The organism is Agrobacterium tumefaciens, assembly GCF_017726655.1.
GTDB lineage: Bacteria > Pseudomonadota > Alphaproteobacteria > Rhizobiales > Rhizobiaceae > Agrobacterium > Agrobacterium tumefaciens_B.
This window is the reverse complement of record NZ_CP072308.1, coordinates 2,650,035-2,674,583: the sequence shown is the minus strand read 5'-3', so window position 1 is coordinate 2,674,583 and position 24,549 is coordinate 2,650,035. Positions and strand designations below refer to the sequence as shown.

The window sequence follows — 24,549 nt, the reverse complement described above, 5'->3', positions numbered from 1 at the left end:
AATGACATTGCACGTCAAACGCCTTCGTCATCAAGGCTTTACTGACCGCTTGCGGCCTACCACGACGCGAAGGCCAACAAGCACGCTTTCGGCAACATGGTTAGGCCGACGATGCTGCTCCGTCGGCAAGCGACGGCCACAGACAGAATTTCGGGAAAAAGCACGCAAAACCGCCGAGGGGCGGCGGCATCAATCTGTTTTCCGATAACAATATTATGTAGAAAAACTTTATAATCTGTTCACAGGTAAAATGCAGACGAATGACACCCGTGACAGGCCAGCGGGCTTTCACCCTCCAACCAATCTGGCGTCCCACCTCCCCCACCGACCCGGACGATACGGGCCACGATAAAAATTAAGCCCCGCAGAGCATTCGCGCCTGCGGGGCATTAGCCTTCAGTCATGCGGTACCGTCGGATGAAAGCTCATACCGGAAGCGAGCAGCGCCGCCCTCAAAACTCCTGCCAGTCGCCCTTCGTGTCGATGGCGGCATTGCCGGAGAATGCCGAGGCAAGCTTGCGGCCAAGGGCGCGGGCCGGAGATGTCACCGATCTGTCGCTGCCGGCAGCACTGCGCACCGGCGCCGGTTGGCTTTGCTGCTGATAAGCGGAATCGCCAAGCCTGAACTGCGACAGCAGCTGGTTGAGCGACGCCACTTCCTTGGCGAGGCTATGGCTGGCGGCATTGGTCTCTTCCACCATTGCCGCATTCTTCTGCGTGTCCTGGTCCATCTGGTTGACGGCCGTGTTGATCTGCTGCAGGCCGGACGACTGTTCCTGCGCGGATTCCACGATGGAGACGACGTGGCGGTTGATCTCCTGCACTTCCGAAACGATGGTCGCCAGCGCCTTGCCCGTGTCGCCCACCAGCTGCACGCCCTGCTGCACCTGGTCGTTCGAGGTGGTGATCAGCGCCTTGATCTCCTTTGCCGCGCTGGCGGAACGCTGCGCAAGCTCGCGCACCTCCTGTGCGACAACGGCAAACCCCTTGCCCGCCTCACCCGCACGCGCCGCTTCCACACCGGCATTCAGCGCTAGAAGATTGGTCTGGAAGGCGATCTCGTCGATCACACCGATGATGTTGGAGATCTCATTGGCGGATTTGGCGATCTGCTCCATCGCAACCACGGCGCGGCGCACCACATCGCCGGATTGCTCCGCACCCGCTTTCGCACGGCTGACGATCTGGCCTGCTTCCTGGGCGCGACGGGTGGAATCGCGCACCGTCGTGGTGATCTCTTCCAGAGCGGCTGCGGTCTCCTCCACGGCGGCGGCCTGCTGTTCGGTGCGCTTGGCAAGATCGTCGGCAGCCGACTTGATCTCGTTGGCTCCGGCGCCGATGCCACCGGCATTCTGCGCAACCCGGGTCAGCGCCGATTGCAGCTTTTCGGCCGACATGTTGAAGTCGTTGCGCACCCCATCGAGCGTCTCGGTGAACGGCTGGTCGATGCGATAGGACACGTCACCGTCCGAAAGCTTCGAAAGGCCGGCGGCCAGATTATCGACGGCAAATTTGACGTCGGCTGCTTCCTTTGCCTTCTGCTGTTCGCGCGCGATGCGGTCCTTCTCCGACATCGACCGGTTGGCTTCGGTTTCCTGTTCGAGGCGAATGCGCTCGATGGCATTCTCGCGGAACACCTGAACCGCCATCGCCATCTGGCCAACCTCGTCCTTGCGATCCATGCCGTCGATCTCGGCCGCCGTATCGCCGGCAGCCAGCGACGCCATACGCTCCCGCAGGCGGGCAATCGGCATGGTGATGCCGCGCGAGGCCACAAACAGCGCGAGAATAATGCCTGCAATGAACGCAATGCCGACGGCCCCCAGCGAGGTGACAATGGTCGAATTGGCATCGACTGACATTTGCTCAGCCTCTGCGGCAATGCCCTTTTCCAACCTTTCCACCTGCGCCGTAAACGCTGCGGAAGTGGCTTTTATGGCGGCGTCAGCCGTTAAAAGTTGCGCGGCGGCCTCCTGGTTACGATCCGAAAGTCCCAGCTCGACAGCCTTGTCCGTCATCGCCACGATGGCTTTTGATTGGGAAAGGAAGGAGTCCATTTCGGCGGCCTCCTCGGGGAAAATCGACTTAACGATGTTCAGTCGCTCGAACAGTCGTCCCTTGGCATGCTCATAGGCGTCCTTGGAAACCTTTATCTCCGCTCCCTTGGCGTCATAGGCCATGACCTGATAGGCGCTGTAGCCCAGCGCGATGAGATTGCGGTTTGCCTGCGCCAGTTTGATGAGAGCGGCATTATCGCTGGTGATGAATTTCGAATTGAGCGTGTCCGCTTCCTTGTAACGGCTGGCCATGAAGGCAACCGCTCCCAGGCCCACAAGGCAAAGTGGCAAGATCAGCGACAGGATTTTGGTGCGGATACTGGCGTTCTTAAAAAATGACACGGGAAGCTCCTGAAATTGACGCCGCTCCTTTCCCGTGCCGGAGGTGTTCAGCAAAAAAATAACATTGCACGTCAGTCGCCTTCGTCATCAAGGCTCCATCAGCCGCGTCATCGGCCCTCGTCGCAACCTGCATCATGCACCTGCCGACAACGGGTGACACCTGCCCCTGAAATTACGGCAGGTTCTCGTTGCGGCAGTCTGGCGGCAGCCCACAGATGAGACGCCAGACTGCGACCTTAAGAAAAAAGACAAACAGTACTTTATAATATTATTTTATTTACTCTACGCGGTAAAAATTATAGTCTAAATATTTACAATTTGTTTATTTTGAATGAAACGCGGCAAACTCGGTTTCCGGAACCGAATAGAGCCTCTCAACATCAGCCCGAAGGGTTTGCGGCGGTTTCGGCAGCTTGCCGCAAGTGCAAAACGACACTTATCCGACCCGAGCAAGAAGCTACGCCTTCAGCAGCACGATGCGATGCTGGGGATATCAGAGATAGTGGCTGGTAATCCGGCCATGACGTCGATGCGCAATCGCAGCGACGCAAACATGATCGTCGCGGACATGAGGGACGGCATGACGGCGTTTCAACCATGGTTGAGGCCAATGGTGGTGGACAAAAAGCGGCGAGCCGTCGGCCCGCCGCCATCGTTCCCGATAGCGGCGGCAAAAGCACCGCCAGCTGCGTCAGCCGGCCTTACGCCGCAGCGCTGTCGCAACCGTGTGGATATGGGCAGCACCGATGCCGCAGCAGCCGCCGATCATGGTCGCGCCAGCGTCCGCCCAGGCGCAGGCAAACCGCGAATAGACATCGTCGGTCAGGTCCGCGCGGGTGCCGTGCAGTCCCTCATTGGCGGCGGAATCGCCCTGTTCGCCTTCGAAGGCATTGGCATAAACGCCGATTTCAAGCGAAACGTCCTTTTCCGCAAAGACGGCAGAGGCGGTTTCAACGGCGGCTTTCATGATTTCCGGCTTGCTGCAGTTAAACAGCAGGGCGGAAGCACCGGATTGCGCTGCCCATTCGGCGGCAGCCTTCACCGTTTCGCCCGACCGTAGCGCGGGTTCGCCACCGGCAACGGCAGCCGCATCGTCGTTCAGCGTGAAGGAAATCCAGAACGGCTTACCCGTTGCAGCAACGGCCTGACGCACCGCTTCGCCCTCGGCGATCAGGCTCAGCGTCTCGCCGAGCCAGACATCGACAGAAGGGGCGAGATTGTCGACCAGCACTTTCAGATAGTCCTGCACCCGCGTGGCATCGAAATTCTGCGGCTCGTACGATCCGAAGATCGGTGGCAGCGAACCGGCCACCAGCACATCACGGCCGGAAGCATCCGCCGCCTCTCGCGCCAGCCTGCCGGAAAGGGCGATCAGCGATGCGCCATCCTTCTGAAAGCGCTCCTCGCCGATGTGGAACGGCACCAGCGCGTAGGAGTTGGTGGTGACGACATCGGCACCGGCCTCGATGAATTCCTGGTGCACCTGCCGCACGATATCGGGCGAATTGATCAGCGCCAGCGCCGACCATTCCGGCTGTTTCAGCTCGGCGCCAAGCCGCTGCAATTCGCGGCTCATGCCGCCATCGAGGATACGCAAAGTGGCCATGTTCATACTCCTTGAACGATTTACCGCCGGACCGGCACCTGCCGTTCGACGAGGCCGAAACAGCGGGCGATGATGGCGGTGAGAATGAGATAAAAAACGGTGACGACGATCAGCGGCTCGTAGACCAGAAGCGTATCCTGCCGCACCTTGTAGGCCACGGCGTAGAGGTCCATCACGGTCACAGTGAAAGCAAGCGGCGTTGCTTTCAGCTGCATCACCACCTCGCCGGCAATGGTCGGCAGCGCGATGCGGATGGCGCGCGGCAGCCAGATGCGGCGAATGAGGGTGAAACGGCCCATGCCGAACGCCCGTCCCGCCTCCAACTCGCCTTTCGGCACCGCCAGCAGCGCGCCGCGCAGAACCTCGGCTTCATAGGCCGCGTAGTTCAGCGTGAAGCTGACGGCGGCGAAGAAAAACCCCTCGCGCAGCACCGGCCACATGAAACTCTGGCGCAGGCCCGGGATCATCGGCAGCAGCGAGCCGACGCCGTAATAAAGCAGCCAGAGCTGGATCAGCAGCGGCGTGCCGCGAAAGAAGGTGCAATAACCGCGGGCAAGAAGTCTCGTCATCCGACCGCCGCTGACCTGCGCAAAGGCAAGGCCGATGGCCAGCACGAAACCGATGCTGACGGAAATGACGAGCAGTGCCAGCGTCTGCCAGGCACCGGAGAGAAGCAGCGGCCAATATTTGGCGACCCATGAAAAATCCATGCCCTTCGCCCTCTACGCCAAAGCCGGCTGGCCACGCCGCACCCGGCGTTCCAGCAGCGAAAAGACGAGATTGGAGACGAGCGTGATGGCGAGATAAAGGAACGCCGCCGCAAGGAAGAACAGGAAATATTGCTTGGTGCTGGCCCCCGCCAGCCGCGTCGCCAGCGCCAGTTCCTGATAACCGACGACAGCCACCAATGCGCTGTCCTTGGTCACCGCCAGCCAGAGATTGGCAAGGCCCGGCAGGGCATTCGGCAGCAATGCCGGCAGGACCACACGGCGGAAACGCAGGAACGGCGACATGCCAAAGGCGCGCGCCGCCTCAATCTGACCGTTCGGCACGGCAAGAATGGCACCGCGCAGCACCTCGGTCATATAGGCGCCCTGCACGAAACCGAGAACGGCGACGGCGGCCACGAACCCGTTCACCTCCAGCGGCGGCAGCCCCATCAGCTGCAGCAGCCGGTTCAAACCATCCGTGCCGGCATAATAAAGCCCGACGATGAGAATGAGTTCGGGAACGGCGCGGATCGCCGTGGTGTAGAGATTGAGCAGCAGGCCAAGCGGCCTGTTGTTCGAGAGCTTGCCGAGGGCACCGGCAAGCCCGATGACGATGCCGATGAGATAAGCACCGGCGGAAATGGCAAGTGTTGATGCCGCACCCTTCAAAAGGGTGCCGCCCCATCCCGGAGGATAGGGTGACAAAAGCTGCAGCGTGGTTTCAAGGCTTGCCATTGACGCGACCGATCAAGGCTTGCTGCCGTAGATGTCGAAGCTGAAATACTTCTTGGTGATCTCGTCGTACTTCCCGCTGGCGCGGACGGCGGCGAGAGCGGCGTTCAGCCTGGTCTTCAGCTCCGTATCGTCCTTGCGCAGGCCACCGGAGACGCCAAGACCGAGGATTTCCGGGTCGTCGGCGACATCGCCCATATCGGCGCAGCAATCCTTGCCGGCGTCGCTTTTGACGAAAGCATCCAGGACAATGGAATCACCGAAGACGTAATCGATGCGGCCGGCGGCCAGATCCTGGAAGGCCTCATCCAGCGTCTGGTATGTCTTTTCCTCAGCGACATCAGCGAAATATTTCTTGTAATATTCGGACTGGATGGTCGCCACCTGAATACCGATGGTCTTGCCCTTGACGTCTTCCGCCGCCGCGCCCGGCTTTTCGCCCTTGGCGCCGATCAGCTTGCTCGGCGTCTTGTAATATCTGTCGGTGAAATCGATCACCTTCTGGCGCTCTTCCGTGTTCGACATGGACGACCAGATGACATCGAACTTCTTGGTCTGCAAGGCGGGGATGAGACCATCCCAGGACAGCTCGACGATCGAGCATTTTTCCTTCATTTCCGCGCAGACGGCGTCCATGAGATCGATTTCCCAACCCTGCCACTTGCCGGTAGCGTCCTTGGCGAAGAAAGGCGGGTAGGATTCGTTCATGATGCCGAAGCGGACATCTGCGCTGGCGGTGAAGGCGGAAACCGCAAATGCCGTTCCGGCAAGCAGCGTTGCGAAAAATTTCATTCAAATCTCTCCTGTTAAATTTTGGCCGTCGGGCATGGATCAGTTGGTAAGAGCACCGGTAAATTCACGACAGCGGGCGCTTATGGGGTTCCCGAACACCTGTGATGGAGGCCCCTCTTCTTCCACTCGCCCCTGATGCAGGAACATGACCTTGGAGGACACGTCACGCGCAAAGCGCATCTCGTGGGTAACGAGCAGCATGGTGCGGCCTTCATCGGCCAGATCGCGGATAACCTTCAGCACCTCGCCCACCAGTTCCGGATCAAGCGCCGAGGTCGGTTCGTCGAACAGCATCACCGCCGGCTCCATGCAGAGCGCACGCGCAATAGCAGCGCGCTGTTGCTGGCCACCGGAAAGAAAGGCGGGGTAAGCGTTCTTCTTGTCGTAAAGGCCGACCTTGTTCAGCAGGGCCTCGGCCTTTTCGACCGCTTCATGCCGCCTCACGCCGAGAACATGAACGGGCGCCTCAATGACATTTTCAAGAACCGTGCGATGGGCCCAGAGATTGAAATTCTGGAATACCATACCAAGCCCGGTGCGCAGTTTTTCCACCTGCCGCCAGCTTTTCGGCACGACCTTGCCGTCGCGGCCAGCCTTCGTGGCGATCTCCTCGCCATTGACGATGACGCGGCCGCGATCCGGTGTTTCGAGAAAATTGATGCAGCGCAGGAAAGTGCTCTTGCCGGAACCGGACGAGCCGATGATCGATATGACATCGCCCTTGTGGGCTTTCAGCGAAACGCCCTTCAAAACTTCATGCGTGCCGAAGCTCTTGTGGATGTCATCCGCTTCGAGCGCGCAGGCGCCTGTATCTGCCATCGATTGACCTTACCGATCCGTTTCTTGCAATACCGCCTCAGCTACCGGCGCAACGCACGTGCGCCATAACAAAGACGAGAGCCGCGCATGTTTAGCGAAATATCGGAGAGACGCGCGCAACAATCGGCTCTTTTACATATTTGCCGCGAAAAATCATTTCAAAATATCACTGTCGCCGACGGCCGGGGCAGACGCCCTGCCCGTCAACGCCGGAAGCATCGCACTTTGTCTGTGCACCTCCCGTAACAAACTGCCGGCGCGAACGAAAAACAGGCTCGACTCTTTGCCGACTTACTTCGGATTTCAAAGCGTTTTGGCAAAATCACCCGGACCTATTTCATCCAAAGGTTGCTTATCCAAGTATATTTTGTTAATCTTTAAATAATTCAAGGAAAAGCAGCTCAGATAATTGATATATTTCATTTTGTTCTCCACGCGTCATCCGCAGCTCAGCCGAATTGCAGGTTTTATATTTATATTAATAAATTCAAATATACGCTGCCGGAGGTTGATTTCGCCATTGCGCACAAGCGGGAGATAGGCGGTGGACGTTAAGATACACGCCGACACGGACGATGGCGACGTCAGTCAGCCGACAAAAATCCTGCCTCAGCCAGGTGTCCCCGGCGTGCGCCCCATGCGCCGGGAAGACTTGCCCGCCGTTCATGCCGTCCTCAACAACGCGTTCAGGAAAACCGCAGATAAAGGCAACTTCGATTTACGCGCCTATATAGAAAAGCTGTTTTTCGGTAGCCCGGCCTTCAGCCCTGACAATGGAAGCGTCGTCTATGATGCCGGCGAAAACGGTATCACGAGCGTCATCCTCGCCGTGCCCATGCGTTTCGTCGTGAATGGTAAAACAATCACGGCACGGCTGCTCTGCGCCTTCGCATCGGACGGAAAGAAAGGCGCATTCGGGGCAGCACGCCTGTCGCGCGGCATGCGGGCCTCCAGGCACGAGATGCTGTTTTCCGATACGGCATCACCCGTCAGCGCCGATCATTGGGTGGCGATCGGCGGCAATATGTTGCCGATCGAAAGCCTGCAATGGCACAAGGCGCTGAAACCCTTCTGCACGATCGCGCTCCGTATGCCGCGCCGTTCGAAACTGGCCAAAACCACCCTCGCCCTCGCGGCTCTCGGTTTTGTGGACCGGCTGCTGCGAAGGTGGAAAAAGGGACTGGTTCCTCAGCCGGCGCCCGGCGCCACCGTGAAGGCCATCGACGACGAAACCTTCCGCCGCCAGGCGCTCGTCATGATCGAGCGCTTTTCCATCCGCCCGGAATGGTCGCACGAGGAGTTCCACTGGCTGATGGAGATGAGCAGGGCCAATGAGAGCCTCGGTCAACTGAAGGCCCTCACCATCGAGAATGCCGAAGGCCACCCCTTGGGTGCGGCGCTGTTTTTCGGACAGCCGGGACGAACGGCCTACGTGCTTAATCTCGTCTGCGAGGCCGGTCGCGAAAACGATGTGCTCAACACGCTGTTTCACCACTTGGATAAAGAAAACTATGCCCATGTCACCGGCATGGCGCAGCCGTTCCTTATCAACGCGCTTTACCGCCAGAATCACATGAGTTTCCGTCATGATGGCTATTTCTGCATGGCGACGCGGGATGACGGGCTGAGGTCAAAAGCGCTGGCCGGCGATATCTACATCGGTGGGCTGTGCTCGGAAAGCTGGAGCAAGCTCAGCACCGATTATTGAGGCGACATGGCGTCACGCTTTCATGCCTTGCCGAATCGCCCGGCATTGGCAGAAATCAGGTGACGTAGCGCTTTCGCATAGCGTTTCGAGCGCGTCTTGGCTGCCAGAGCGCTTCCCCAGTCCACCATCGACCCGTTGATATCGAAATCGCCAAGCTGTCCCTCGGGAATGTCGCCCTTTTCGATGCGCTCGACGATCGAGGGCAGCGCCGCGTAAAATTCCGGCGAACGATAGGGCGGATGCAGCGAATACATGCCCTTGCCCGTACCGAGAAAATCAAGGCGGTGCACGCCGACACGCATCATGTTGGTGCTCAGCACTTCCTCGGCCGGCATGGAAACCGGCTGCTGGTTATAGGCATAGGATCGGATGCGCCGTTTGACGTCGGGCCGCAGCAGTTCCAGCGAGCCGATCCGTTTTGAAAAACGGTCCATGTCGATCATGAAAAGCCGCGTGGAGACGGTGGCAAAACGCCAGGTGGGAATGCGTGACGGCAGCTTGCGCGGCGCAGGGATATTCTTCACGCCGGGCATGCCGACATGGCGGGCCACATCCAGATCGCCGCGCACTGTCGGTGGTCCGGAAAACGGCGTGATGCACAGCGCATCCGGATTGGCCTTCTGTAGTGCGACCGCCTCGCTGAACCAGCTCTGGCTACCGCCTCCAAACATCATGTCGCTGTCCATATGCAGCACGTAACGGGCATTGGCGCGTTTCAGGCCATGGAAATAGACATGGAAGGGCCCGCCGTCGAAAGCCTTGGCGGGATAGGGAATGGGGGAGCGCGAAAAGAAGGTCTGCGCCACCGCGCCACGCGCCGCCTCGCTGTAATCGACGATATCGACATGGAGATGCGGATAATTGATCTGCATTTCGTCCAGCATGTCGAAGAGGCGTTGACGCGCGGAATCGAAACCATTGCCCTTGTATCGGCCGGCGCCCACCTGACCCGTATCGACCGTCAGCAGAATACGGTCCACCTGCCCGCCCCACACCCGCAGCTGATGCGGGAGCGTCAGCGCCGCATGGGGAGCATCGAAGGGGTGGAGATTGATCTGCAGTGCCTTTTGAACGGGAGGAAGCGGCATGTCAGCATTCATCGTCATGCACCACGGTTCCGGAACTCATTGATAACGGCCATCATGGGTTTTTCGTTGAAACTCCAGTCGAGCGGCAGCGGCCTGTTGGCGGTACCGTCCCGGCGCGGATAGGCCCAGCGGATCCAGCTGTATTGATCAGAAATGCCCCATGTGGTGATGGAGGAAAGCGGCCCGCCTGCCGAGGCTGCCTCCAGAAACTCGCGGACCTGGCCGGTGATCAGCATATCCCGCTCGGCTTCCGGCGTCGGCAGCGTCTGGTCCATCACGTCGAGTTCGGTCACGAGGACGGCAAGGCCGTAGCCACGCATCTCGGTCGTGAAGGCCGCCAGCTCGTCTTTGGCGATCGGCCAGCCGCCACGCAGGTGCCCCTGCAGGCCGACAGCATTGATCGGCGCGCCTTTTTCGAGCAGCTCGAGAATGAGATTTCGGAAGGCAGCCCGTTTGGCCGGCGATTTCTCGGCGGCAAACTCCACATCATATTCGTTGAGCACAAGCTGCGCCTTCGGATCGACCGCATGAGCGATGTCGAACGCTTTCTTGATGGCGTCAGGCCCGGCGCCGTAATACCAGGCGTCGCGCCGCGCACGCACATTGGCGGGAACGTCAGGGATCGGTTCGTTCACCACATCCCAGCTGCGGATGACGTCCTTATATCGCTCCATCACGGTAACGATATGTGTCTCCATCAACTTCTCCACCTTGCTGCCGCCAACGGTGGCGAGCCACGGGGCATTGGAAGCGTACCAGATCAGGGGATGGCCATGCATCGAAAGCTTGTGCTGCCGCGCGAAATTGGCGAGCGCATCCGCAGCGGCGAAGTCGAAGACCTCAGCCGAAGGCCGCATGACCTCCCATTTCATTTCGGTAACGGGGGTGATGCGCGAGCAATATTTGACGACCGCCTCACCGATGCGGCTGTCGGCGTTGAGGTCGGGCAGATAGACGGCCGCGCCATAGGGAGCAGTTTTGATCGTGGCCTTTTTCTGCGCCGCAAATGCCGGGCCTTCGACGGCATGCAACAAACCGGCGCATGCCGCACCGCCCAAAAAGTTCCGCCGCCCGATCCGCATTCACCCACCTCCTCAATCCCCGGCGCATGGACATTCGACCGACGCAACGCACCTTCATTCCCAAAACATAACATTCCAACCATGCCAAAGGGATATTAAAGATTTGCAAGGTTAACTGACGTTCTCCCACGTCATAATTGGTGAGATCCGCTTAAGGCCGTAGTAACTTCACTGTGAGATTGCTTGGTCTGTCCTGATGGAGTTGAAAAAGCGTGACTTCCGTTTCGATTGTCATTCCCGTTCGCAATGGCGAGCGCTACATCGTGGAAGCGATCGACAGCGTGTTGGTGCAGGGCGAGATCATCCGCGAGGTGCTCGTTGTCGATGACGGCTCCACCGATGCCACCGCGAAAAAAGTGGAAGGTTTTTCTGACCCCCGCGTGAAATTGCTGGCAAGCCCGCAAGCCAGACAGGGCGTTTCCGCCGTGCGTAATTTCGGCCTCTCTCAGGCGCGCGGCGAATGGACCATGTTTCTCGATGCCGACGACCGTCTGCGGCCCGGCGCTGTAAATACCTTATTCGCCGGCACGTCGGCCCCGGATGTCGTCGCCGTCTATGGCGACTATGAGCGCATCGATGAACACGGCCAAAAGATCGGACGGCGCAACCTCATCCGCCGAAGGGAAAAGCCTGACGGTTTCATTCTGGAGGCCTTGCTCGGTGGAAACTTCATCGTCAATGGCGGCATCATGCTGGTCAGAACCCGGGTTTTCCAGGACTTTGGCGGCTTTGACGAGTCGCTCCGGTATGCAGAAGACTGGTATGGCTGGTGCCGTCTCGCCGCCGCAGGCCGCTTCGTCTATCTGCCGGGCTGCCATGTTCTCGATTACCGGGTGCACGGAACGAGCGTGATGATGAACAGGCTTCTGACCTTCCGCGATTGCGAACCGGCAATCGAAGCCGTGTTTTCCGATCCCGCAATCATTGCTGCCGTTTCGCCGCCGGAGCTGCGCCGCCTCCGCCACCGATCCGAAAATCACATGAATGCCTATACGGTGGCGCAGGCCTTTCGCGCCCGCCGCCACCGGGAGGCCCTCTCGGCGCTGGCCGATACCTTCCTCCACCGCCCGCGCCAGAGCTTTAGGGCCATTGCTTTGTCCGCCGCAGCACTTGCCGGCATTTAGGAGTCTTCATGTCCGAGATCATGCCGGAAGCGGTGGTCTGCATTCCAAGTTTCCGCCGGCCGGATGGCCTGCGAAAGACGCTCTCGTCGCTTGCAGCCCAGAAGGTCGACTTTCCCTTCGCCGTCGTGATCGTGGATAATGATGGCGCAGGCCAACAGGGTCTCGCCGTCGCACGTAGTTTCCTTGCGCAAAGCGGTATGGCGGGGCAAGCCCTGGTCGAACCAACGCAGGGCAATTGTTACGCCATCAACACGGCCTTCCGCACCGCCCGGCAGAGCTATCCTTCGGCCGCATGGTTCCTGATGATCGATGACGACGAGGCCGCCTCCCCGCAGTGGCTTGCCGAAATGGTGTCGGCGGCGAAATCCTTCGGCGTCGATATCGTCGGCGGACCCGTCAACCGCGAATTCGACGCACCGGCAACGAAGGCAGTACTGGCGCACCCGCTGTTCGGCTCCATCGAAGCCCGGACCGGCCCCGTCGAGCAAATCCATGGTTCCGGCAATTGCCTCATCTCGCGGCGGGTATTCGAAACCCTGCCGAAACCCGAATTCGACGTGCAGTTCAACTTCCTCGGCGGCGGCGACATGGACTTCTTCACCCGCTGCCGCAAGGCGGGTTTTAAATTTGCCTGGAACGCGAAGGCCGTCATCATCGAATATGTGCCGGAAAGCCGGATGGCGCCGCGCTGGATCATGGAGCGCTCGCTCCGCACCGGCATCATCAATTACAGCATCGACCGCGCCCGCCGCCCCGGCCTCAAAGGCGGCCTGCTGCTTGCCGGCAAAAATCTCGTCAGCCTCTGCTTGTCGGTGGTGCGCGCCGTCTCCGCGGCTGTGAAGACCGGTGCCCTGTTGCCAGCCACCCACCCACCATTGATGTCCATCGGCCGGGTGCTGGCCAGCCTCGGCATCACGCTCACCCCCTATAAAGCGCCGGCGAAGAGGGGCTGAGACCCGGGCCACCCGTCATCGGTCAGCCCGAAGTCTTTTGCCTGCCAAACGACATCGGGTTCATGCGCCGCTTCTGAAGACCGAGCGACGAAAAGGCCGTTGCCACGATGAGGAGCGGCACGAGCACCGGCCAGAAGAAACAAAGGATAATGCCGGCCACGCGATAAAAGTCCCAGTTCTTGTCGCGACGGACGCCTTCGATATAGGTCATGACGAGGGAGGTAACGGTGCCAATTCCATATATGAATAGCGCAATGGACGTAATCACCATCGTTGTCCTCGATATCCAGCATTCGAATAAATTTGTAGTATTTGGGCAGTGTAGCGCAGACGGGTGCAGTTGCAACGGGTTTCCGCGGTAAAATACATCCCGCTCAATATGTTAGATAAATCTCATATTTATTGGGCGAAGCAGGAAGAAGTGCTTGATTGCAACACAGCGGCTCGCCGGAATGCTTCAGCGAGTTCGGCCTGAAGCAACAAAGCGATGTCTAAGCAACGAGTAGATCGCAATCGGGTTGGTCAGCAGGTAACGCTTTCCGAGACGTTTCGGCTCCAGCATGGCCCGGTAGAGCCATTCCAGCCCCATATCCTGCATCCATTGCGGCGCCCGGCTGTTCCTGCCGGCGAGAAAGTCGAAGAGGCCGCCGCAGGTCTTGATAACGGCGACGCTGGAAAGCCTGTCGAGATTGCGCGAAACGAAGCGCTGCTCCAGCGGAATGCCGAATCCCACCCAGAGAATATCCGTCTTCGATGCGACGATGTCCGCAAGGATAGCGTCTTCCTCTGTCCGGCTGAAGTAACCGTTGCGCCGTCCAGAAAAGATGAGGCGCGGATAGAGCTTCTGCATTTCCTCGACGGCCGCCCGGTTCACCTCTTCGGAACCGCCAAGGAAATAGAACCGGCTGCCAGTCTCTTCGGCGCGCTTTGCCACTGCATGCACCAGATCGGTCGTCGCAACCCGTTCTCTCAACGCCTTGCTGCAGAATTTGCGGGAAAAGATCACCAGCGACATGCCGTCGGCGTGTATCTGGTCCGCCTGTTGCATCATGGCGTCGAACTCAGGGTCATGATGACAGAGCGCGATGACCTGACCGTTTGCCGATGTGGAATAGAAAGGTCTTGCGCCGGGGGCGCGCTCCCGCGTCGCCCGGTAAATGAAGTCCCGCGCGGTTTCATCGATCGTCACATCAGCTATGGGCAGTGCCGCAAGAGGGATAACCGGCCAGCCCTGACCGCTCTCCTCCGTCTGCGGCATCTCTCTCCCTGTCATGATCTGTCCGGCGTCCAAGATAGGCATCGTTTCATTGTTATGGTCAACCTTATCCATAGGGTATAAGGCTTCAGACACTACGAAGAACTATCATTAATATTTTCATAAGCGGCCGTTTGAAGCGCCAATTTATTCCCCTGAAGGTTGCGCACATCATGACCCTGCTATTCCGGTTTTGCGGATGATGGGGTAAGGGACGCGGACATCAAACCAAGGAAGGGCTTCGGCCATGGAAACAATCTCGATCGACAATCGCGGCGATTTCGGCCTCTGGGCGATAGAGCGGGCGAAAGAAATCGTGGCCAACGAGGCCTCCGATCTGGCGATTTCAGTGCGCGATGGCGACGAGGCTGGCATCCGCGATGCCGGCAATGCGCTGGGCGCGGCCATCGCCGCCGCGCTGCTTGAAGTATATGACGGGCTGATCGCCGACGAATAGTTCTGGAGAAACGGCCTTCAGGCCGGGCGCATCGCGACGTCCACATGATCCTCCCGGCGCAGAAAACGCCAGAGGCCAAGCGCCACGGCAATCGCAAGACCGAGGAACAGGCCGCCCGCACCGCCGGCAATCAGGAAGGTCAGCTTGCCGGGCGGCCAGCTTCTGGAATTGGGCGCGACCGGCTGCGAAATGACCCGAACGTTGGTGGAATCGATGGATTGCTGTTCGGCGAGTTGACGCGAACGGGTGAGGTATGTCTCGTAAATCGCGGCCGCCGACCGGGCGTCACGCTCGAGATCACGCAGACGGACCTGCGCCTCATTATCGGTAAAGACGTTGGCGCGTTCCGCCACGGCCTTTAATCGCAGGGCATCGAGCGAAGAGCGTGCTTCCGCGACGCTGATCTTGGCAGCCTGCAAAATGCGCCGCGCCTCGTCCGCCATGCCGCGTTCCAGCATGGCCCGTTCCGCACCCGCCGTGGCAAGTCGCGGGTGGCGTGCACCATAGGTCAGCGTCATCGCGCCGATCTGCTGTTGCAGCGTGCTATATTGCGCGCGGATCGTATTCATTGTCTGGCTGTCGAAGATCGCGTCGCTCTGGCTGCGGTTCTGCGCAATCGCCGCCTCCATCTGCTTCAGGCGCGATTCTTCCTGGATGACACGCTGCTGGGCGGCAAGCACCTGCGCGTTCAGTTCGCCCGAGGCAAGATTGCTGACGAGCTGGCCGTTATTCTCCTGGAGACCGTTCTCACGGCGGAAATCCGCCACCCGTTTTTCGGCAGCGGTCACGTTCTCGCGCATTTCTTCCAGCCGCTTTTTCAGATCGTCGACAACACGCTGGCTGCTATCCGAGGTCGTCTGGAAAAGCTCGTTTTCGAAGGCCTTGACGATGGCCTTGGAGACGGTCACGGATTTATCAGCATCATTGGTCCAGACCGAAAGCGTCACGACGAAGGAACGCGGGTCCCGCTCGGCCGCCACGCGGTCGCCCAGCGACCGCAGCGCCCCGACGCGGTTGTCACCATCCTCTGGCTTTGACGAAAACAGCGCTTTGAACCGGGCAAGGGGCGCCGGTTCTGTGAACTCGGGATCCTGATCGAGCTTCAGCTCGTCAACCACCCGGGCCAGCACGTTGCGCGACGTGATGGTGCGCAGCTTGCTTTCAACTTCGAGGATTTGCGTGTCGCGCTGCTGGTTTGGCGAAAACACCCCGTCATTGACGACATTGAGGTTGGACGGATTGACGACGATATCCGTATAGGCCTTGTAACGCGGCGGCGTCATGGAAGCGTAAGTGAGTGCACCCGCAACGCAAAGAATGATCGCCAGCACGATCCAGACGATCCCGCGGCGCAGCCAGTCGAAAACATCGGCCACCCCGATCCTGTCGAGATATTTTAGCCCGGGAAGGAAACCATCGACACCGCCGCTCGAAGGGATCGCGCGTGGCGGCGCAGCGGCCTCAACCGGCTGGGCAGCGGTGATCGTCGGCCTGGGCTCGAGATGCTCCTTCAACACGGTACGTTCAAAAATCTCGTCCTCGTCAACGAGATCATCAAGCAGGGAACCGTGGGGTCTGGCCGCGGGCGTCGCTTTGTCATCGAGCGGACGTGCCTGCTTATGTCCCGCCTTTTGAAGCCTGTACATCAGCCAATCCAACTCGAACGAACCACAAAAAAGGCCGGTAACAGGTGATCATCACCGTCGCCAAAGCCGCTATTCACGCACAAGTCTAGATATGACGGGTGAATTTTAAGTTACCCGCATATTGCCTGGCTATCATCGCCTATTTACAGCGGGCATGAAAGGGACGATTGACCGGTATGATCGAACCGGATGGATCGATAGGTTCTTTCGGGCGTTATCTTTTTCCAGTATCCATTTGACCCCTAATGATTTTGTGAAACGGAGTTTGGCATGAGCCTGAAATTTGGAACGAGCGGCCTTCGGGGTCTCTCTGTCGATCTGAAAGGAAAAGCCTCGGCCGTCTATGCGACGGCATTTGCAAGGCACCTTCTTACATCGGGCCAGGCAAAGGCGGGTGATCCCATTCTCGTTGGCCGCGACTTCCGCGATTCGAGCCCTGATGTTTCCGCCACCTGCATTGCCGCGTTGAAAAAAGCCGGTCTGACGCCGCTTGACTGCGGCACCGTGCCGACGCCGGCGCTTGCACTTTACGGCCTGTCGCTGAAAGCGGGGGCGCTGATGATAACAGGCTCGCACATCCCGGCAGACCGCAACGGTATCAAATTCTATCGCCCCGATGGCGAAATCGACAAGCAGGACGAAACCGCGATCGCCGCTCTCGCCGCCGAAGTCGAGGCGGAAGGCATCAGCGATGAAGCGGCGACCGCCGAAGACCATTCCGCCATCGCAGCCGAACTTTTCTACGAGCGCAATATCGCCCTGCTGCCGGAAAAGGCGCTTTCCGGGCTCAGGATCGGCGTCTACCAGCATAGCACCGTGGCACGCGATCTTTTCGTCGACGTCCTCGCCCATTATGGCGCTGACGTCGTGGCGCTCGGTCGATCCGACACCTTCATCCCCGTGGATACCGAGGCCGTCTCGCCGGAAACGCTCTCGCTTCTCAAAAAATGGTCGCCCGAGCACAGGCTCGACGCCATCGTTTCCGCCGACGGTGATGGCGACCGTCCGCTGCTTGCCGATGAAAAGGGTGTGCCGCTGCGCGGCGACCTGATCGGCCTGATCACCGCCAATTTCCTCAATGCCGGCGTCGTCGTCACGCCTGTCACCTCCAACTCCGGTATCGAGGCAAACGGCCGGTTCGAAGTGGTCCGCACCAAGGTCGGCTCCCCCTTCGTCATCGCGGGCATGGCTGAAGCGCTTGCGTCAGGTAAAACGGGCGTGATGGGTTTCGAGGCCAATGGCGGCCTGCTGACGGCCTCTAGCTTCACCTTGAATGGCAATCCGCTGGCGCCGCTGCCGACGCGTGACAGCTTCCTACCGGTTCTCGCCGTGCTGCATCTTTCCGCCGTAGAGAAAAAACCGCTGTCGCATATCGCAGCCGCCTATAACCTGCCCGTCGCCGCCGCCGACCGGCTGGAAAATTTCGCCCAGGAAAAAAGCGCGGCGCTGATGACGCATCTGCGCGCCTCGCGCACCAATCTCGACACGTTCCTCGCCCCGGTCGGCACGGTGAAGGGCCTCAGCGACATCGACGGCCTGCGCGTGTCATTGACCGATGGCAGCACCATCCACTTCCGCCCTTCCGGCAACGCGCCGGAGATGCGCTGTTACGTCGAAGCCGCCAACCAGGATGAAGCTGAAACGCTTCTGAGCAAGGGGCTGGAGCTCATTCGAAATTTCGGGTGAGAGTGGAAGCCGCAGGCGCGATGGTATAAGCTGCGCGGATGAAGAGAACGGACGCGATTAGATGGTAAGGAAAGTCGATCCAATCGCGCCGACGTCATCCTCGGGCTTGACCCAAGAATCTGCAAACGTTGGTTTTATTCGACCTGATTAGATCCTCGGGACAAGCCCGAGGATGACGTTGAGTGAATTCCACCCTTCGCCACCGACTTCAACGGGATTGCAGCCTGTCCAAAAATTTAAACCGGACAACGGTGCACACGGTGCCGGATGTGCCCTGGATTGGAATCGGCAATATTCTGCGCCATGAATACCACAGAATCGCGGATGACGTTGTTTGGGCAGTCGTCACGGAATATGTGGCGCCGCTCAGAAACGCTGTTGAAGCTATTCATCGATCCGTCGCAAGTGAAAACCGAGGACCTCATCAACGCACTGTCCCTAATGTCGCACCCTGTCATTGCCCTGTTGCCCTTGCCGTCCGGCGGAGCGATAAGGTCCTGGTGGCGACAAGAGGCGGATGATGAGCGGCGAGACTGTTACCCTTTATGAAGCGATCGGTGGCGATGCGACCGTGAGGGCGCTGACCCGGCGCTTTTATGAATTGATGGATACCCTACCGGAAGCGGCGCGCTGCCGTGCCATTCACCCTGCCGACCTCTCCGGCAGCGAAGCGAAGTTTTACGATTATCTGACCGGTTATCTTGGCGGACCGCCGGTTTATGTCGAAAAGCACGGTCACCCCATGCTGCGCCGTCGTCATTTCGTTGCCCCCATCGGCCCAGCCGAGCGGGACGAATGGCTGCTCTGCTTCCGCCGCGCCATGGACGAGACAATCGACAACCCGAAGCTGCGAGACATCATCTGGCCCCCGATCGAGCGGCTCGCCTTTCACATGCAGAACCAGGAAGCGGATAATCCATGACCCACGAGAGACTGCGCGCCTTCATCCTGCTGTTGGGCAGCCTGCTGGGTGCTGCCGGGGTCATGCTCGCGGCCGCCGCCACCCATACCGGCGAAACCTATATGCTCGGCAACGCCTCAGCCATGGCGCTCGCCCATGCGCCGGTGCTGATCGCGCTCCACATCGGTGCAGACCGTATCCGAACCGCCATTCCCGCCGGCCTGATCCTCGGCCTTGGCACGGCCATCTTTGTCGGCGATCTCGTCGTCAGACACTTTTTTGGCCACAGCCTCTTCCCCTACGCCGCCCCCCTCGGCGGCCTCGGCATGATCTCGGGTTGGTTGGTGTTGTGCGCAGGAGCGTTTTTGAAGCCCACGGTTTAACCCTTAAATCGGCTGTCTAAAACTATGGCGAGCCGCGTCGTCTCGCAGGTAACGTCATCCTCACCCCTGAGACGAGGATCCAAGCAACACCGAGACCTCGATGCCTCACGCAAGCCCTGAGATCATGGGGAGGTGCATTAACTCTGCCGCCCCTTCCTGCGAAATGGCAGGATGTTGCGGCGGCACTTGTCCGGCGCATCTTCTATAAATGAAGGCCTCCGACTTGGCTGTCGGGCGTTCAAATGCGGAAAAACAACGACATTTGCGGTGCGGTTGCGCTCGTCCCGCTCCCCAACCATCTCGTAAATATCCGTCAGGCGGAAATCCCCTGCCTGCTCCGCCATCTTGTGCAGTTCCGCACGGCAGGCTTCTGCTGCCGGGGGATTGTCGTCGTGGCCGTTATTGCGCTCGTCGCTCATCGCTGGATGTCCGTTCATTCATCGTCTGTAGCGCCCGCTCCAGACTGGATTTGCTGCCATTGCGCAGCGGAATGAACGTCTTGCCGAATTTCTTGCAACCGGACTTCACCCGCAGACACGCATCATGGCTGATACAGTCGATCGGGCAGAAAACGCAGTCGACGGAGGGAAGCACGGTATCGATGCGCGAGACCGCCTCGCGCAGGCCGCCATCGTGGTGGATCAGCTCGGCGCCGAAATTGCTGGCGATCTGGCGAAGATGGGCAACCTGACAGTCACGGCCGCCCACATAAAGAAAGCTTTTCGGACCCGAAAGCTGCTCTTCGGCCGCCTCTCTTTCAGTCTGCGGCGCGCCCTTGCCCTGCTTGCCGCCGCCTCCAGATTTCTTCTTTTCCTTGCGTGCCATTCCCTCACCTGCCGGTTGGTTTTTGATACCCCGATATGGGCCCCGACGTTCGGGATGCCGGCACCATAATAAAGATGAGTTTTCTAGTAAAGTATAAAGGTGATAATTTTCATCATGTTTTTCACGCCGCGCTCTGTCGCTTAAAATCCGGCGATGCTCAGCCGTTTATCCTCAACCCGCCCATGAAAAGCTGCTCCAGATGCCGGGCCGCATCCTCGAAACGTCCCTCGCCGCCGTTCTTGTCGCCCAGCACCGCCCGCACCTGCACATCGAAATCGGCATAGTGCTGGGTGGTCGACCAGATCGAGAAAATGAGGTGGTAAGGGTCGCATTTGGCCATCCGGCCGGCCTTCACCCAAGCGCGGATTACCTCGGCCTTCTCATCCACCAGCTGTTTCAGCGGCCCTTTCAACTCGTCCTCGATATGGGGCGCGCCCTGCAGGATCTCATTCGCAAACAGGCGGCTTTCACGCGGGAAATCGCGCGACATTTCCAGCTTGCGACGAATATAGGAGCGGATCTCGCTTTCTGGGTTGCCCTCTGCATCGAAAGCGCGCAGCGGGTCGAGCCAGGTGTCGAGCACCCGCTCGATAAGCGCACGATGCATCGCCTCCTTGGTGCGAAAATAATAAAGCACGTTCGGTTTGGACATGCCAGCCGCCTCCGCAATCTGGTCGATTGTGGAGCCGCGGAACCCATTCGTGGAAAAAACACTGAGTGCAGCTTCAAGAATCGCCTCCTGCTTTTCCTCCTGAATGCGGGTCCGCTTCTGTGTTTTCGCTGCGCGCGGTATGGCCATTCTCAGCTCTCTGTTTCTTTTCAATGCAATTGCCGCTACAGTATGCTTAAAAAATAATCGCCGTTCATAGCTTAGGCAAAATTACTGCGATTCGTCACAAAATCCCTTGCTGACGCCATCGCGAATTTGCAATGTTTACCAGCCGGTCAATTTATCCATCATCGCCGTCACAAGGCAATGGCTGTTATCTTAACCGGCAAAAAGGGGAACGGCACAAGCTTTGCTTTGATAAAAACAAAACAGGTGAGGACGACACTTTATGACGGCGGGTAAGAACTTGACGGTCAATGGCGACCGTCTGTGGGATAGTCTGATGGACATGGCGAAGATCGGCCCCGGCATTGCCGGCGGCAATAATCGCCGCACGCTAACGGATGAGGATGCGGAAGGCCGCAGCCTTTTTCAGCGCTGGTGCGAAGCGGCAGGCCTGACGATGGGTGTCGACCGCATGGGCACCATGTTCGCAACCCGCGCCGGCGAGGACCCGGAGGCGCTTCCCGTCTACATCGGCAGCCATCTCGATACCCAGCCGACCGGTGGCAAATATGACGGCGTGCTTGGCGTGCTGGCCGGACTGGAAGTCGTGCGCAGCCTGAACGACCTCAACATCCGGACAAGGCATCCGATCGTGGTTACGAACTGGTCGAACGAGGAAGGCGCCCGCTTTGCGCCTGCCATGCTGGCGTCGGGGGTTTTCGCCGGCATTCACGATCTCGATTACGCTTATAGCCGCGCGGATACAGACGGCAAGACCTATGGCGAGGAGCTGAAACGCATCGGCTGGCAGGGTGATGAAGAGGTCGGCGCGCGCAGGATGCACGCCTATTTCGAATACCACATTGAACAAGGGCCGATCCTTGAGGCCGAAAACAAGCAGATCGGCGTCGTCACCCATTGCCAGGGCCTCTGGTGGCTGGAAGTGACCCTGACCGGCAAGGAAGCCCATACCGGCTCCACCCCTATGGCCATGCGCGTTAATGCCGGCCTCGCCGCCGCCCGCATCCTCGAAAAGGTGCAGGAAGTGGCGATGGCTCACCAGCCGGGTGCTGTCGCCGGCGTCGGCCAGATGATATTTACGCCCAACTCCCGCAATGTGCTGCCCGGCAAAGTGGTATTCACCATCGACCTTAGAACCCCCTCGCAGGCAAAGCTCGACAGCATGCGCGCCATCTTCGAACGCGAGGTGCCCGCCATCGCCGAAGACCTCGGCGTCGGCTGCTCGATCGAAGCCATCGGCCATTTCGACCCCGTCACCTTTGATCCCGTCCTCGTCGGCCGGGTGCGCTCCGCCGCCGAACGACTGGGTTACAGCCACATGGACATTATCTCCGGCGCCGGCCATGACGCCTGCTGGACCGCAAGGGTCGCTCCGTCAACCATGATCTTCTGCCCCTGCGTGGACGGGCTCTCCCACAACGAGGCCGAAGAGATTTCACCGGAATGGGCAAAGGCCGGCTGCGACGTGCTGCTGCATGCGGTGCTGGAGACTGCGGAGATCGTCGAATGACCGTACCCACGATGGCAGCCCCCCTCATCCGACCCTTCGGGCCACCTTCTCCCCGGCGGGGAGAAGAAACACGCGGCGAGACCTTCTCCCCCCTGACCCACGTCGCAAAAATCTGCGACGGTGCTTCCGATTTCTTCTCCCCGCCGGGGAGAAGGTGGCCCGAAGGGCCGGATGAGGGGGCAAGGGTCATGGCCGATCACACCGGCAAAAAAGCATCGAAACGCCATCCGGGCAAAACCGCGCAGGCGAGAAGGCTCCGCCGCGACGAGACCGACGCCGAATACCGCCTCTGGTACGAACTCAAAAGCCGGAGGTTGAACGACTTTAAATTCAGCCGACAAGTCCCTCTCGGCCCATACATCGCAGATTTCGTCTGCCGCGAAAAAATGCTGATCGTCGAGCTTGACGGATCGCAGCACGCCTCCTCCACACATGATCGACAAAGGACGTTGTGGCTCAATACTCAGGGCTACGCAGTTCTGCGGTTCTGGAACCACGAGATCTTTGAAGAACTATCCCAGACGCTCGACACCATCCTCGCCGTGCTGAACACCGGAACTTTCCTGCCTGATCATCCCGACCGTTATTCGCCAGCCCTCGCTACCGGGAACAGACACCAATGACCGCCACCATCATCAAGAACGGCACCATCGTCACCGCCGACCTCACCTATAAGGCCGATGTGAAGATCGAAGATGGCAAAATCGCCGAAATCGGACCTGATCTCACCGGCGGCACCATCCTCGATGCCACCGGATGTTTCGTCATGCCTGGCGGCATCGATCCGCATGTGCATCTGGAAATGCCCTTCATGGGCACCTATTCCGCCGATGATTTCGAGAGCGGCACGCGGGCGGCGCTGGCCGGCGGCACGACCATGGTGGTGGATTTCTGCCTGCCGGAGCCGGGGCAATCGCTTCTTGATGCCCTCCAACGCTGGGACAACAAGGCGACACGCGCCAATTGCGATTATTCCTTCCACATGGCCGTCACCTGGTGGGGCGAGCAGGTCTTCGACGAGATGAAGACGGTGGTTCAGGAAAAGGGCATCAACTCCTTCAAGCACTTCATGGCCTATAAAGGCGCGCTGATGGTAAATGACGACGAGATGTTCGCCTCCTTCTCGCGCTGTGCGGAACTGGGCGCCATTCCCTTTGTGCATGCGGAAAACGGCGATATCGTCGTGCAGATGCAGGAAAAGCTGATGGCCGAGGGCAATGTCGGGCCGGAAGCGCACGCCTATTCCCGCCCGCCTTCCGTGGAAGGCGAGGCCACGAACCGCGCCATCATCATCGCCGATATGGCCGGTGCGCCGCTTTACGTCGTCCACACCTCCTGCGAACAAGCCCATGAAGCCATCCGCCGCGCCCGGCAAAACGGCATGCGGGTCTATGGCGAACCGCTGATCCAGCACCTGATCCTCGACGAAGGCGAATATGCCAATCCCGACTGGGACCATGCCGCCCGCCGCGTCATGTCGCCGCCCTTCCGTAACCGTCAGCATCAGGATAGCCTCTGGGCGGGTCTCGCTTCCGGCTCGCTGCAATGTGTGGCGACCGATCATTGCGCCTTCACCACCGAGCAGAAACGCTTCGGCTTCGGTGATTTCCGCAAGATCCCCAACGGCACCGGCGGGCTGGAAGATCGAATGCCGCTGCTCTGGACCCATGGCGTGGCGACCGGCCGGCTGACGATGAATGAATTTGTCGCCGTCACCTCCACGAACATCGCCAAGATTCTGAATATCTATCCGAGAAAGGGCGCGATCCTCGTCGGCAGCGATGCCGATATCGTCGTCTGGGACCCGGCGCTCACAAAGACCATCAGTGCGGCAAACCAGCAATCGGCCATCGATTACAACGTGTTCGAAGGACACAGGGTAAAAGGCCTGCCGCGCTACACGCTCTCACGCGGGCTGGTCAGCGTCGAGGAAGGCACCATCGAGACGCAGGCCGGCCATGGCCGGTTCATCGCCCGCGATCCCTATCCGGCCGTCAGCCAGGCGCTTTCCACCTGGAAAGAACTCGTCTCGCCACGCAAGGTGGAACGCACAGGCATTCCGGCGTCGGGCGTGTGA

General features: G+C 59.5%; 24 protein-coding genes and 1 pseudogene. 11 read left to right on the top strand and 14 right to left on the bottom strand.

Going from position 1 to position 24,549, the window contains the following annotated elements; genetic code table 11:
- Window positions 1-452: 452 nt before the first annotated feature.
- The 6 genes from AT6N2_RS13085 to AT6N2_RS13060 form a co-directional block, all read right to left on the bottom strand.
- A complete protein-coding gene (locus AT6N2_RS13085; protein WP_209087321.1) occupies window positions 453-2,399 on the bottom strand; it encodes a methyl-accepting chemotaxis protein in 1,947 nt (648 codons plus the stop codon).
- Between the two features lie 691 nt (window positions 2,400-3,090).
- Window positions 3,091-4,005: a homocysteine S-methyltransferase family protein gene (locus tag AT6N2_RS13080; protein WP_144577092.1), complete on the bottom strand. Its 915-nt coding sequence runs from the start codon at window positions 4,003-4,005 to the stop codon at window positions 3,091-3,093.
- Between the two features lie 20 nt (window positions 4,006-4,025).
- Window positions 4,026-4,715: an ABC transporter permease gene (locus AT6N2_RS13075; RefSeq protein ID WP_063948274.1), complete on the bottom strand. Its 690-nt coding sequence runs from the start codon at window positions 4,713-4,715 to the stop codon at window positions 4,026-4,028.
- Between the two features lie 12 nt (window positions 4,716-4,727).
- Entirely contained in the window at window positions 4,728-5,450 is a 723-nt protein-coding gene (locus tag AT6N2_RS13070) for an ABC transporter permease (RefSeq protein WP_209087319.1), read from the bottom strand.
- A 12-nt stretch (window positions 5,451-5,462) separates the two neighbouring features.
- Window positions 5,463-6,239, bottom strand: a complete 777-nt coding sequence (locus AT6N2_RS13065) for a transporter substrate-binding domain-containing protein (RefSeq protein ID WP_144577090.1) — start codon at window positions 6,237-6,239, stop codon at window positions 5,463-5,465.
- Between the two features lie 39 nt (window positions 6,240-6,278).
- On the bottom strand, window positions 6,279-7,058 hold the full coding sequence (locus tag AT6N2_RS13060) for an ABC transporter ATP-binding protein (RefSeq protein ID WP_144577089.1): 780 nt from the start codon (window positions 7,056-7,058) through the stop codon (window positions 6,279-6,281).
- Window positions 7,059-7,695: 637 nt separating this feature from the next.
- Between AT6N2_RS13060 and AT6N2_RS13055 the strand changes: the two genes are divergently transcribed.
- Window positions 7,696-8,766 carry a GNAT family N-acetyltransferase gene (locus tag AT6N2_RS13055; protein WP_209089702.1) on the top strand — a complete coding sequence of 357 codons (1,071 nt, stop codon included), beginning with the start codon at window positions 7,696-7,698 and terminating at the stop codon, window positions 8,764-8,766.
- A gap of 20 nt (window positions 8,767-8,786) precedes the next feature.
- Here the strand turns inward: AT6N2_RS13055 and uppG are convergent, their stop codons facing one another.
- On the bottom strand, window positions 8,787-9,866 hold the full coding sequence (uppG, locus tag AT6N2_RS13050; protein ID WP_209089700.1) for a polysaccharide biosynthesis glycosyltransferase UppG: 1,080 nt from the start codon (window positions 9,864-9,866) through the stop codon (window positions 8,787-8,789).
- Between the two features lie 2 nt (window positions 9,867-9,868).
- On the bottom strand, window positions 9,869-10,936 hold the full coding sequence (gene uppI, locus AT6N2_RS13045) for a polysaccharide biosynthesis UDP-hexose transferase UppI (RefSeq protein WP_063948270.1): 1,068 nt from the start codon (window positions 10,934-10,936) through the stop codon (window positions 9,869-9,871).
- Window positions 10,937-11,148: 212 nt separating this feature from the next.
- Here uppI and uppH point away from each other — a divergent pair, with 212 nt between their 5' ends.
- Together uppH and uppJ are read left to right on the top strand one after the other, a co-directional pair.
- Window positions 11,149-12,060, top strand: coding sequence for a polysaccharide biosynthesis endo-1,4-beta-xylanase UppH (gene uppH / locus AT6N2_RS13040; protein WP_209087317.1), 912 nt, complete (start codon window positions 11,149-11,151; stop codon window positions 12,058-12,060).
- Window positions 12,061-12,068: 8 nt separating this feature from the next.
- Window positions 12,069-13,013 (top strand): polysaccharide biosynthesis UDP-hexose transferase UppJ, encoded by a 945-nt coding sequence (uppJ, locus tag AT6N2_RS13035; protein WP_144577086.1) that lies wholly within the window; start codon window positions 12,069-12,071, stop codon window positions 13,011-13,013.
- 22 nt (window positions 13,014-13,035) lie between these two features.
- On the opposite strand, the gene AT6N2_RS13030 is transcribed toward uppJ, so the two are convergent.
- Both AT6N2_RS13030 and uppL read right to left on the bottom strand, forming a co-directional pair.
- A complete protein-coding gene (locus AT6N2_RS13030; RefSeq protein WP_209087315.1) occupies window positions 13,036-13,284 on the bottom strand; it encodes a hypothetical protein in 249 nt (82 codons plus the stop codon).
- A 186-nt stretch (window positions 13,285-13,470) separates the two neighbouring features.
- Window positions 13,471-14,271, bottom strand: a complete 801-nt coding sequence (gene uppL / locus AT6N2_RS13025; RefSeq protein WP_209089698.1) for a polysaccharide biosynthesis UDP-hexose transferase UppL — start codon at window positions 14,269-14,271, stop codon at window positions 13,471-13,473.
- Window positions 14,272-14,515: 244 nt separating this feature from the next.
- Between uppL and AT6N2_RS13020 the strand changes: the two genes are divergently transcribed.
- Entirely contained in the window at window positions 14,516-14,725 is a 210-nt protein-coding gene (locus AT6N2_RS13020) for a hypothetical protein (protein WP_063948266.1), read from the top strand.
- Window positions 14,726-14,742: 17 nt separating this feature from the next.
- Here AT6N2_RS13020 and uppM read toward each other — a convergent pair whose 3' ends face one another.
- Entirely contained in the window at window positions 14,743-16,371 is a 1,629-nt protein-coding gene (gene uppM, locus AT6N2_RS13015) for a polysaccharide biosynthesis protein UppM (RefSeq protein WP_209087313.1), read from the bottom strand.
- A gap of 270 nt (window positions 16,372-16,641) precedes the next feature.
- On the opposite strand from uppM, the gene uppO reads away from it, so the two are divergent.
- From uppO to AT6N2_RS12995, 4 genes are all read left to right on the top strand, one after another.
- Window positions 16,642-18,057 carry a polysaccharide biosynthesis phosphomannomutase UppO gene (gene uppO / locus AT6N2_RS13010; RefSeq protein WP_209087312.1) on the top strand — a complete coding sequence of 472 codons (1,416 nt, stop codon included), beginning with the start codon at window positions 16,642-16,644 and terminating at the stop codon, window positions 18,055-18,057.
- 182 nt (window positions 18,058-18,239) lie between these two features.
- On the top strand, window positions 18,240-18,578 hold the full coding sequence (locus AT6N2_RS13005) for a HepT-like ribonuclease domain-containing protein (protein WP_337926163.1): 339 nt from the start codon (window positions 18,240-18,242) through the stop codon (window positions 18,576-18,578).
- A complete protein-coding gene (locus AT6N2_RS13000) occupies window positions 18,578-18,979 on the top strand; it encodes a group II truncated hemoglobin (RefSeq protein ID WP_063948310.1) in 402 nt (133 codons plus the stop codon). The genes AT6N2_RS13005 and AT6N2_RS13000 overlap by 1 nt, the downstream gene beginning before the upstream one ends.
- Window positions 18,976-19,341 carry a DUF423 domain-containing protein gene (locus AT6N2_RS12995; RefSeq protein WP_209087310.1) on the top strand — a complete coding sequence of 122 codons (366 nt, stop codon included), beginning with the start codon at window positions 18,976-18,978 and terminating at the stop codon, window positions 19,339-19,341. Before AT6N2_RS13000 ends, AT6N2_RS12995 begins: the two co-directional genes overlap by 4 nt.
- A 137-nt stretch (window positions 19,342-19,478) precedes the next feature.
- Here AT6N2_RS12995 and AT6N2_RS12990 read toward each other — a convergent pair whose 3' ends face one another.
- From AT6N2_RS12990 to rutR, 3 genes and pseudogenes are all read right to left on the bottom strand, one after another.
- Window positions 19,479-19,760: a hypothetical protein gene (locus AT6N2_RS12990; protein ID WP_209087308.1), complete on the bottom strand. Its 282-nt coding sequence runs from the start codon at window positions 19,758-19,760 to the stop codon at window positions 19,479-19,481.
- Window positions 19,741-20,064 (bottom strand): annotated as a pseudogene (locus tag AT6N2_RS12985) (DUF2325 domain-containing protein); the annotation flags it as partial. The pseudogene AT6N2_RS12985 and the gene AT6N2_RS12990, both read right to left, overlap by 20 nt.
- Window positions 20,065-20,323: 259 nt before the next feature.
- A complete protein-coding gene (rutR, locus tag AT6N2_RS12980; protein WP_004443251.1) occupies window positions 20,324-20,965 on the bottom strand; it encodes an HTH-type transcriptional regulator RutR in 642 nt (213 codons plus the stop codon).
- 259 nt (window positions 20,966-21,224) lie between these two features.
- Here rutR and AT6N2_RS12975 point away from each other — a divergent pair, with 259 nt between their 5' ends.
- The 3 genes from AT6N2_RS12975 (at window position 21,225) to hydA (ending at window position 24,549) form a co-directional block, all read left to right on the top strand.
- Window positions 21,225-22,472: a Zn-dependent hydrolase gene (locus AT6N2_RS12975; protein WP_209087306.1), complete on the top strand. Its 1,248-nt coding sequence runs from the start codon at window positions 21,225-21,227 to the stop codon at window positions 22,470-22,472.
- Between the two features lie 188 nt (window positions 22,473-22,660).
- Window positions 22,661-23,095: an endonuclease domain-containing protein gene (locus AT6N2_RS12970; protein ID WP_209087304.1), complete on the top strand. Its 435-nt coding sequence runs from the start codon at window positions 22,661-22,663 to the stop codon at window positions 23,093-23,095.
- On the top strand, window positions 23,092-24,549 hold the full coding sequence (gene hydA, locus AT6N2_RS12965) for a dihydropyrimidinase (RefSeq protein WP_209087302.1): 1,458 nt from the start codon (window positions 23,092-23,094) through the stop codon (window positions 24,547-24,549). The genes AT6N2_RS12970 and hydA overlap by 4 nt, the downstream gene beginning before the upstream one ends.

Bases quoted from the DNA above. Each gene is read 5' to 3' on its own strand.
- AT6N2_RS12995 (WP_209087310.1), top strand. From the start codon at position 18,976: ATGACCCACGAGAGACTGCGCGCCTTCATCCTGCTGTTGGGCAGCCTG.
- AT6N2_RS13055 (WP_209089702.1), top strand. From the start codon at position 7,696: ATGCGCCGGGAAGACTTGCCCGCCGTTCATGCCGTCCTCAACAACGCG.
- uppI (WP_063948270.1), bottom strand. From the start codon at position 10,936: ATGCGGATCGGGCGGCGGAACTTTTTGGGCGGTGCGGCATGCGCCGGT.
- AT6N2_RS13060 (WP_144577089.1), bottom strand. From the start codon at position 7,058: ATGGCAGATACAGGCGCCTGCGCGCTCGAAGCGGATGACATCCACAAG.
- AT6N2_RS13020 (WP_063948266.1), top strand. From the start codon at position 14,516: ATGGAAACAATCTCGATCGACAATCGCGGCGATTTCGGCCTCTGGGCG.
- uppL (WP_209089698.1), bottom strand. From the start codon at position 14,271: ATGCCGCAGACGGAGGAGAGCGGTCAGGGCTGGCCGGTTATCCCTCTT.
- AT6N2_RS13070 (WP_209087319.1), bottom strand. From the start codon at position 5,450: ATGGCAAGCCTTGAAACCACGCTGCAGCTTTTGTCACCCTATCCTCCG.
- hydA (WP_209087302.1), top strand. From the start codon at position 23,092: ATGACCGCCACCATCATCAAGAACGGCACCATCGTCACCGCCGACCTC.
- uppM (WP_209087313.1), bottom strand. From the start codon at position 16,371: ATGTACAGGCTTCAAAAGGCGGGACATAAGCAGGCACGTCCGCTCGAT.
- uppG (WP_209089700.1), bottom strand. From the start codon at position 9,866: ATGAATGCTGACATGCCGCTTCCTCCCGTTCAAAAGGCACTGCAGATC.
- uppO (WP_209087312.1), top strand. From the start codon at position 16,642: ATGAGCCTGAAATTTGGAACGAGCGGCCTTCGGGGTCTCTCTGTCGAT.
- uppJ (WP_144577086.1), top strand. From the start codon at position 12,069: ATGTCCGAGATCATGCCGGAAGCGGTGGTCTGCATTCCAAGTTTCCGC.
- AT6N2_RS13075 (WP_063948274.1), bottom strand. From the start codon at position 4,715: ATGGATTTTTCATGGGTCGCCAAATATTGGCCGCTGCTTCTCTCCGGT.
- AT6N2_RS12990 (WP_209087308.1), bottom strand. From the start codon at position 19,760: ATGAGCGACGAGCGCAATAACGGCCACGACGACAATCCCCCGGCAGCA.
- AT6N2_RS13080 (WP_144577092.1), bottom strand. From the start codon at position 4,005: ATGGCCACTTTGCGTATCCTCGATGGCGGCATGAGCCGCGAATTGCAG.
- AT6N2_RS12970 (WP_209087304.1), top strand. From the start codon at position 22,661: ATGGCCGATCACACCGGCAAAAAAGCATCGAAACGCCATCCGGGCAAA.
- AT6N2_RS13065 (WP_144577090.1), bottom strand. From the start codon at position 6,239: ATGAAATTTTTCGCAACGCTGCTTGCCGGAACGGCATTTGCGGTTTCC.
- rutR (WP_004443251.1), bottom strand. From the start codon at position 20,965: ATGGCCATACCGCGCGCAGCGAAAACACAGAAGCGGACCCGCATTCAG.
- AT6N2_RS13000 (WP_063948310.1), top strand. From the start codon at position 18,578: ATGAGCGGCGAGACTGTTACCCTTTATGAAGCGATCGGTGGCGATGCG.
- AT6N2_RS12975 (WP_209087306.1), top strand. From the start codon at position 21,225: ATGACGGCGGGTAAGAACTTGACGGTCAATGGCGACCGTCTGTGGGAT.
- AT6N2_RS13030 (WP_209087315.1), bottom strand. From the start codon at position 13,284: ATGGTGATTACGTCCATTGCGCTATTCATATATGGAATTGGCACCGTT.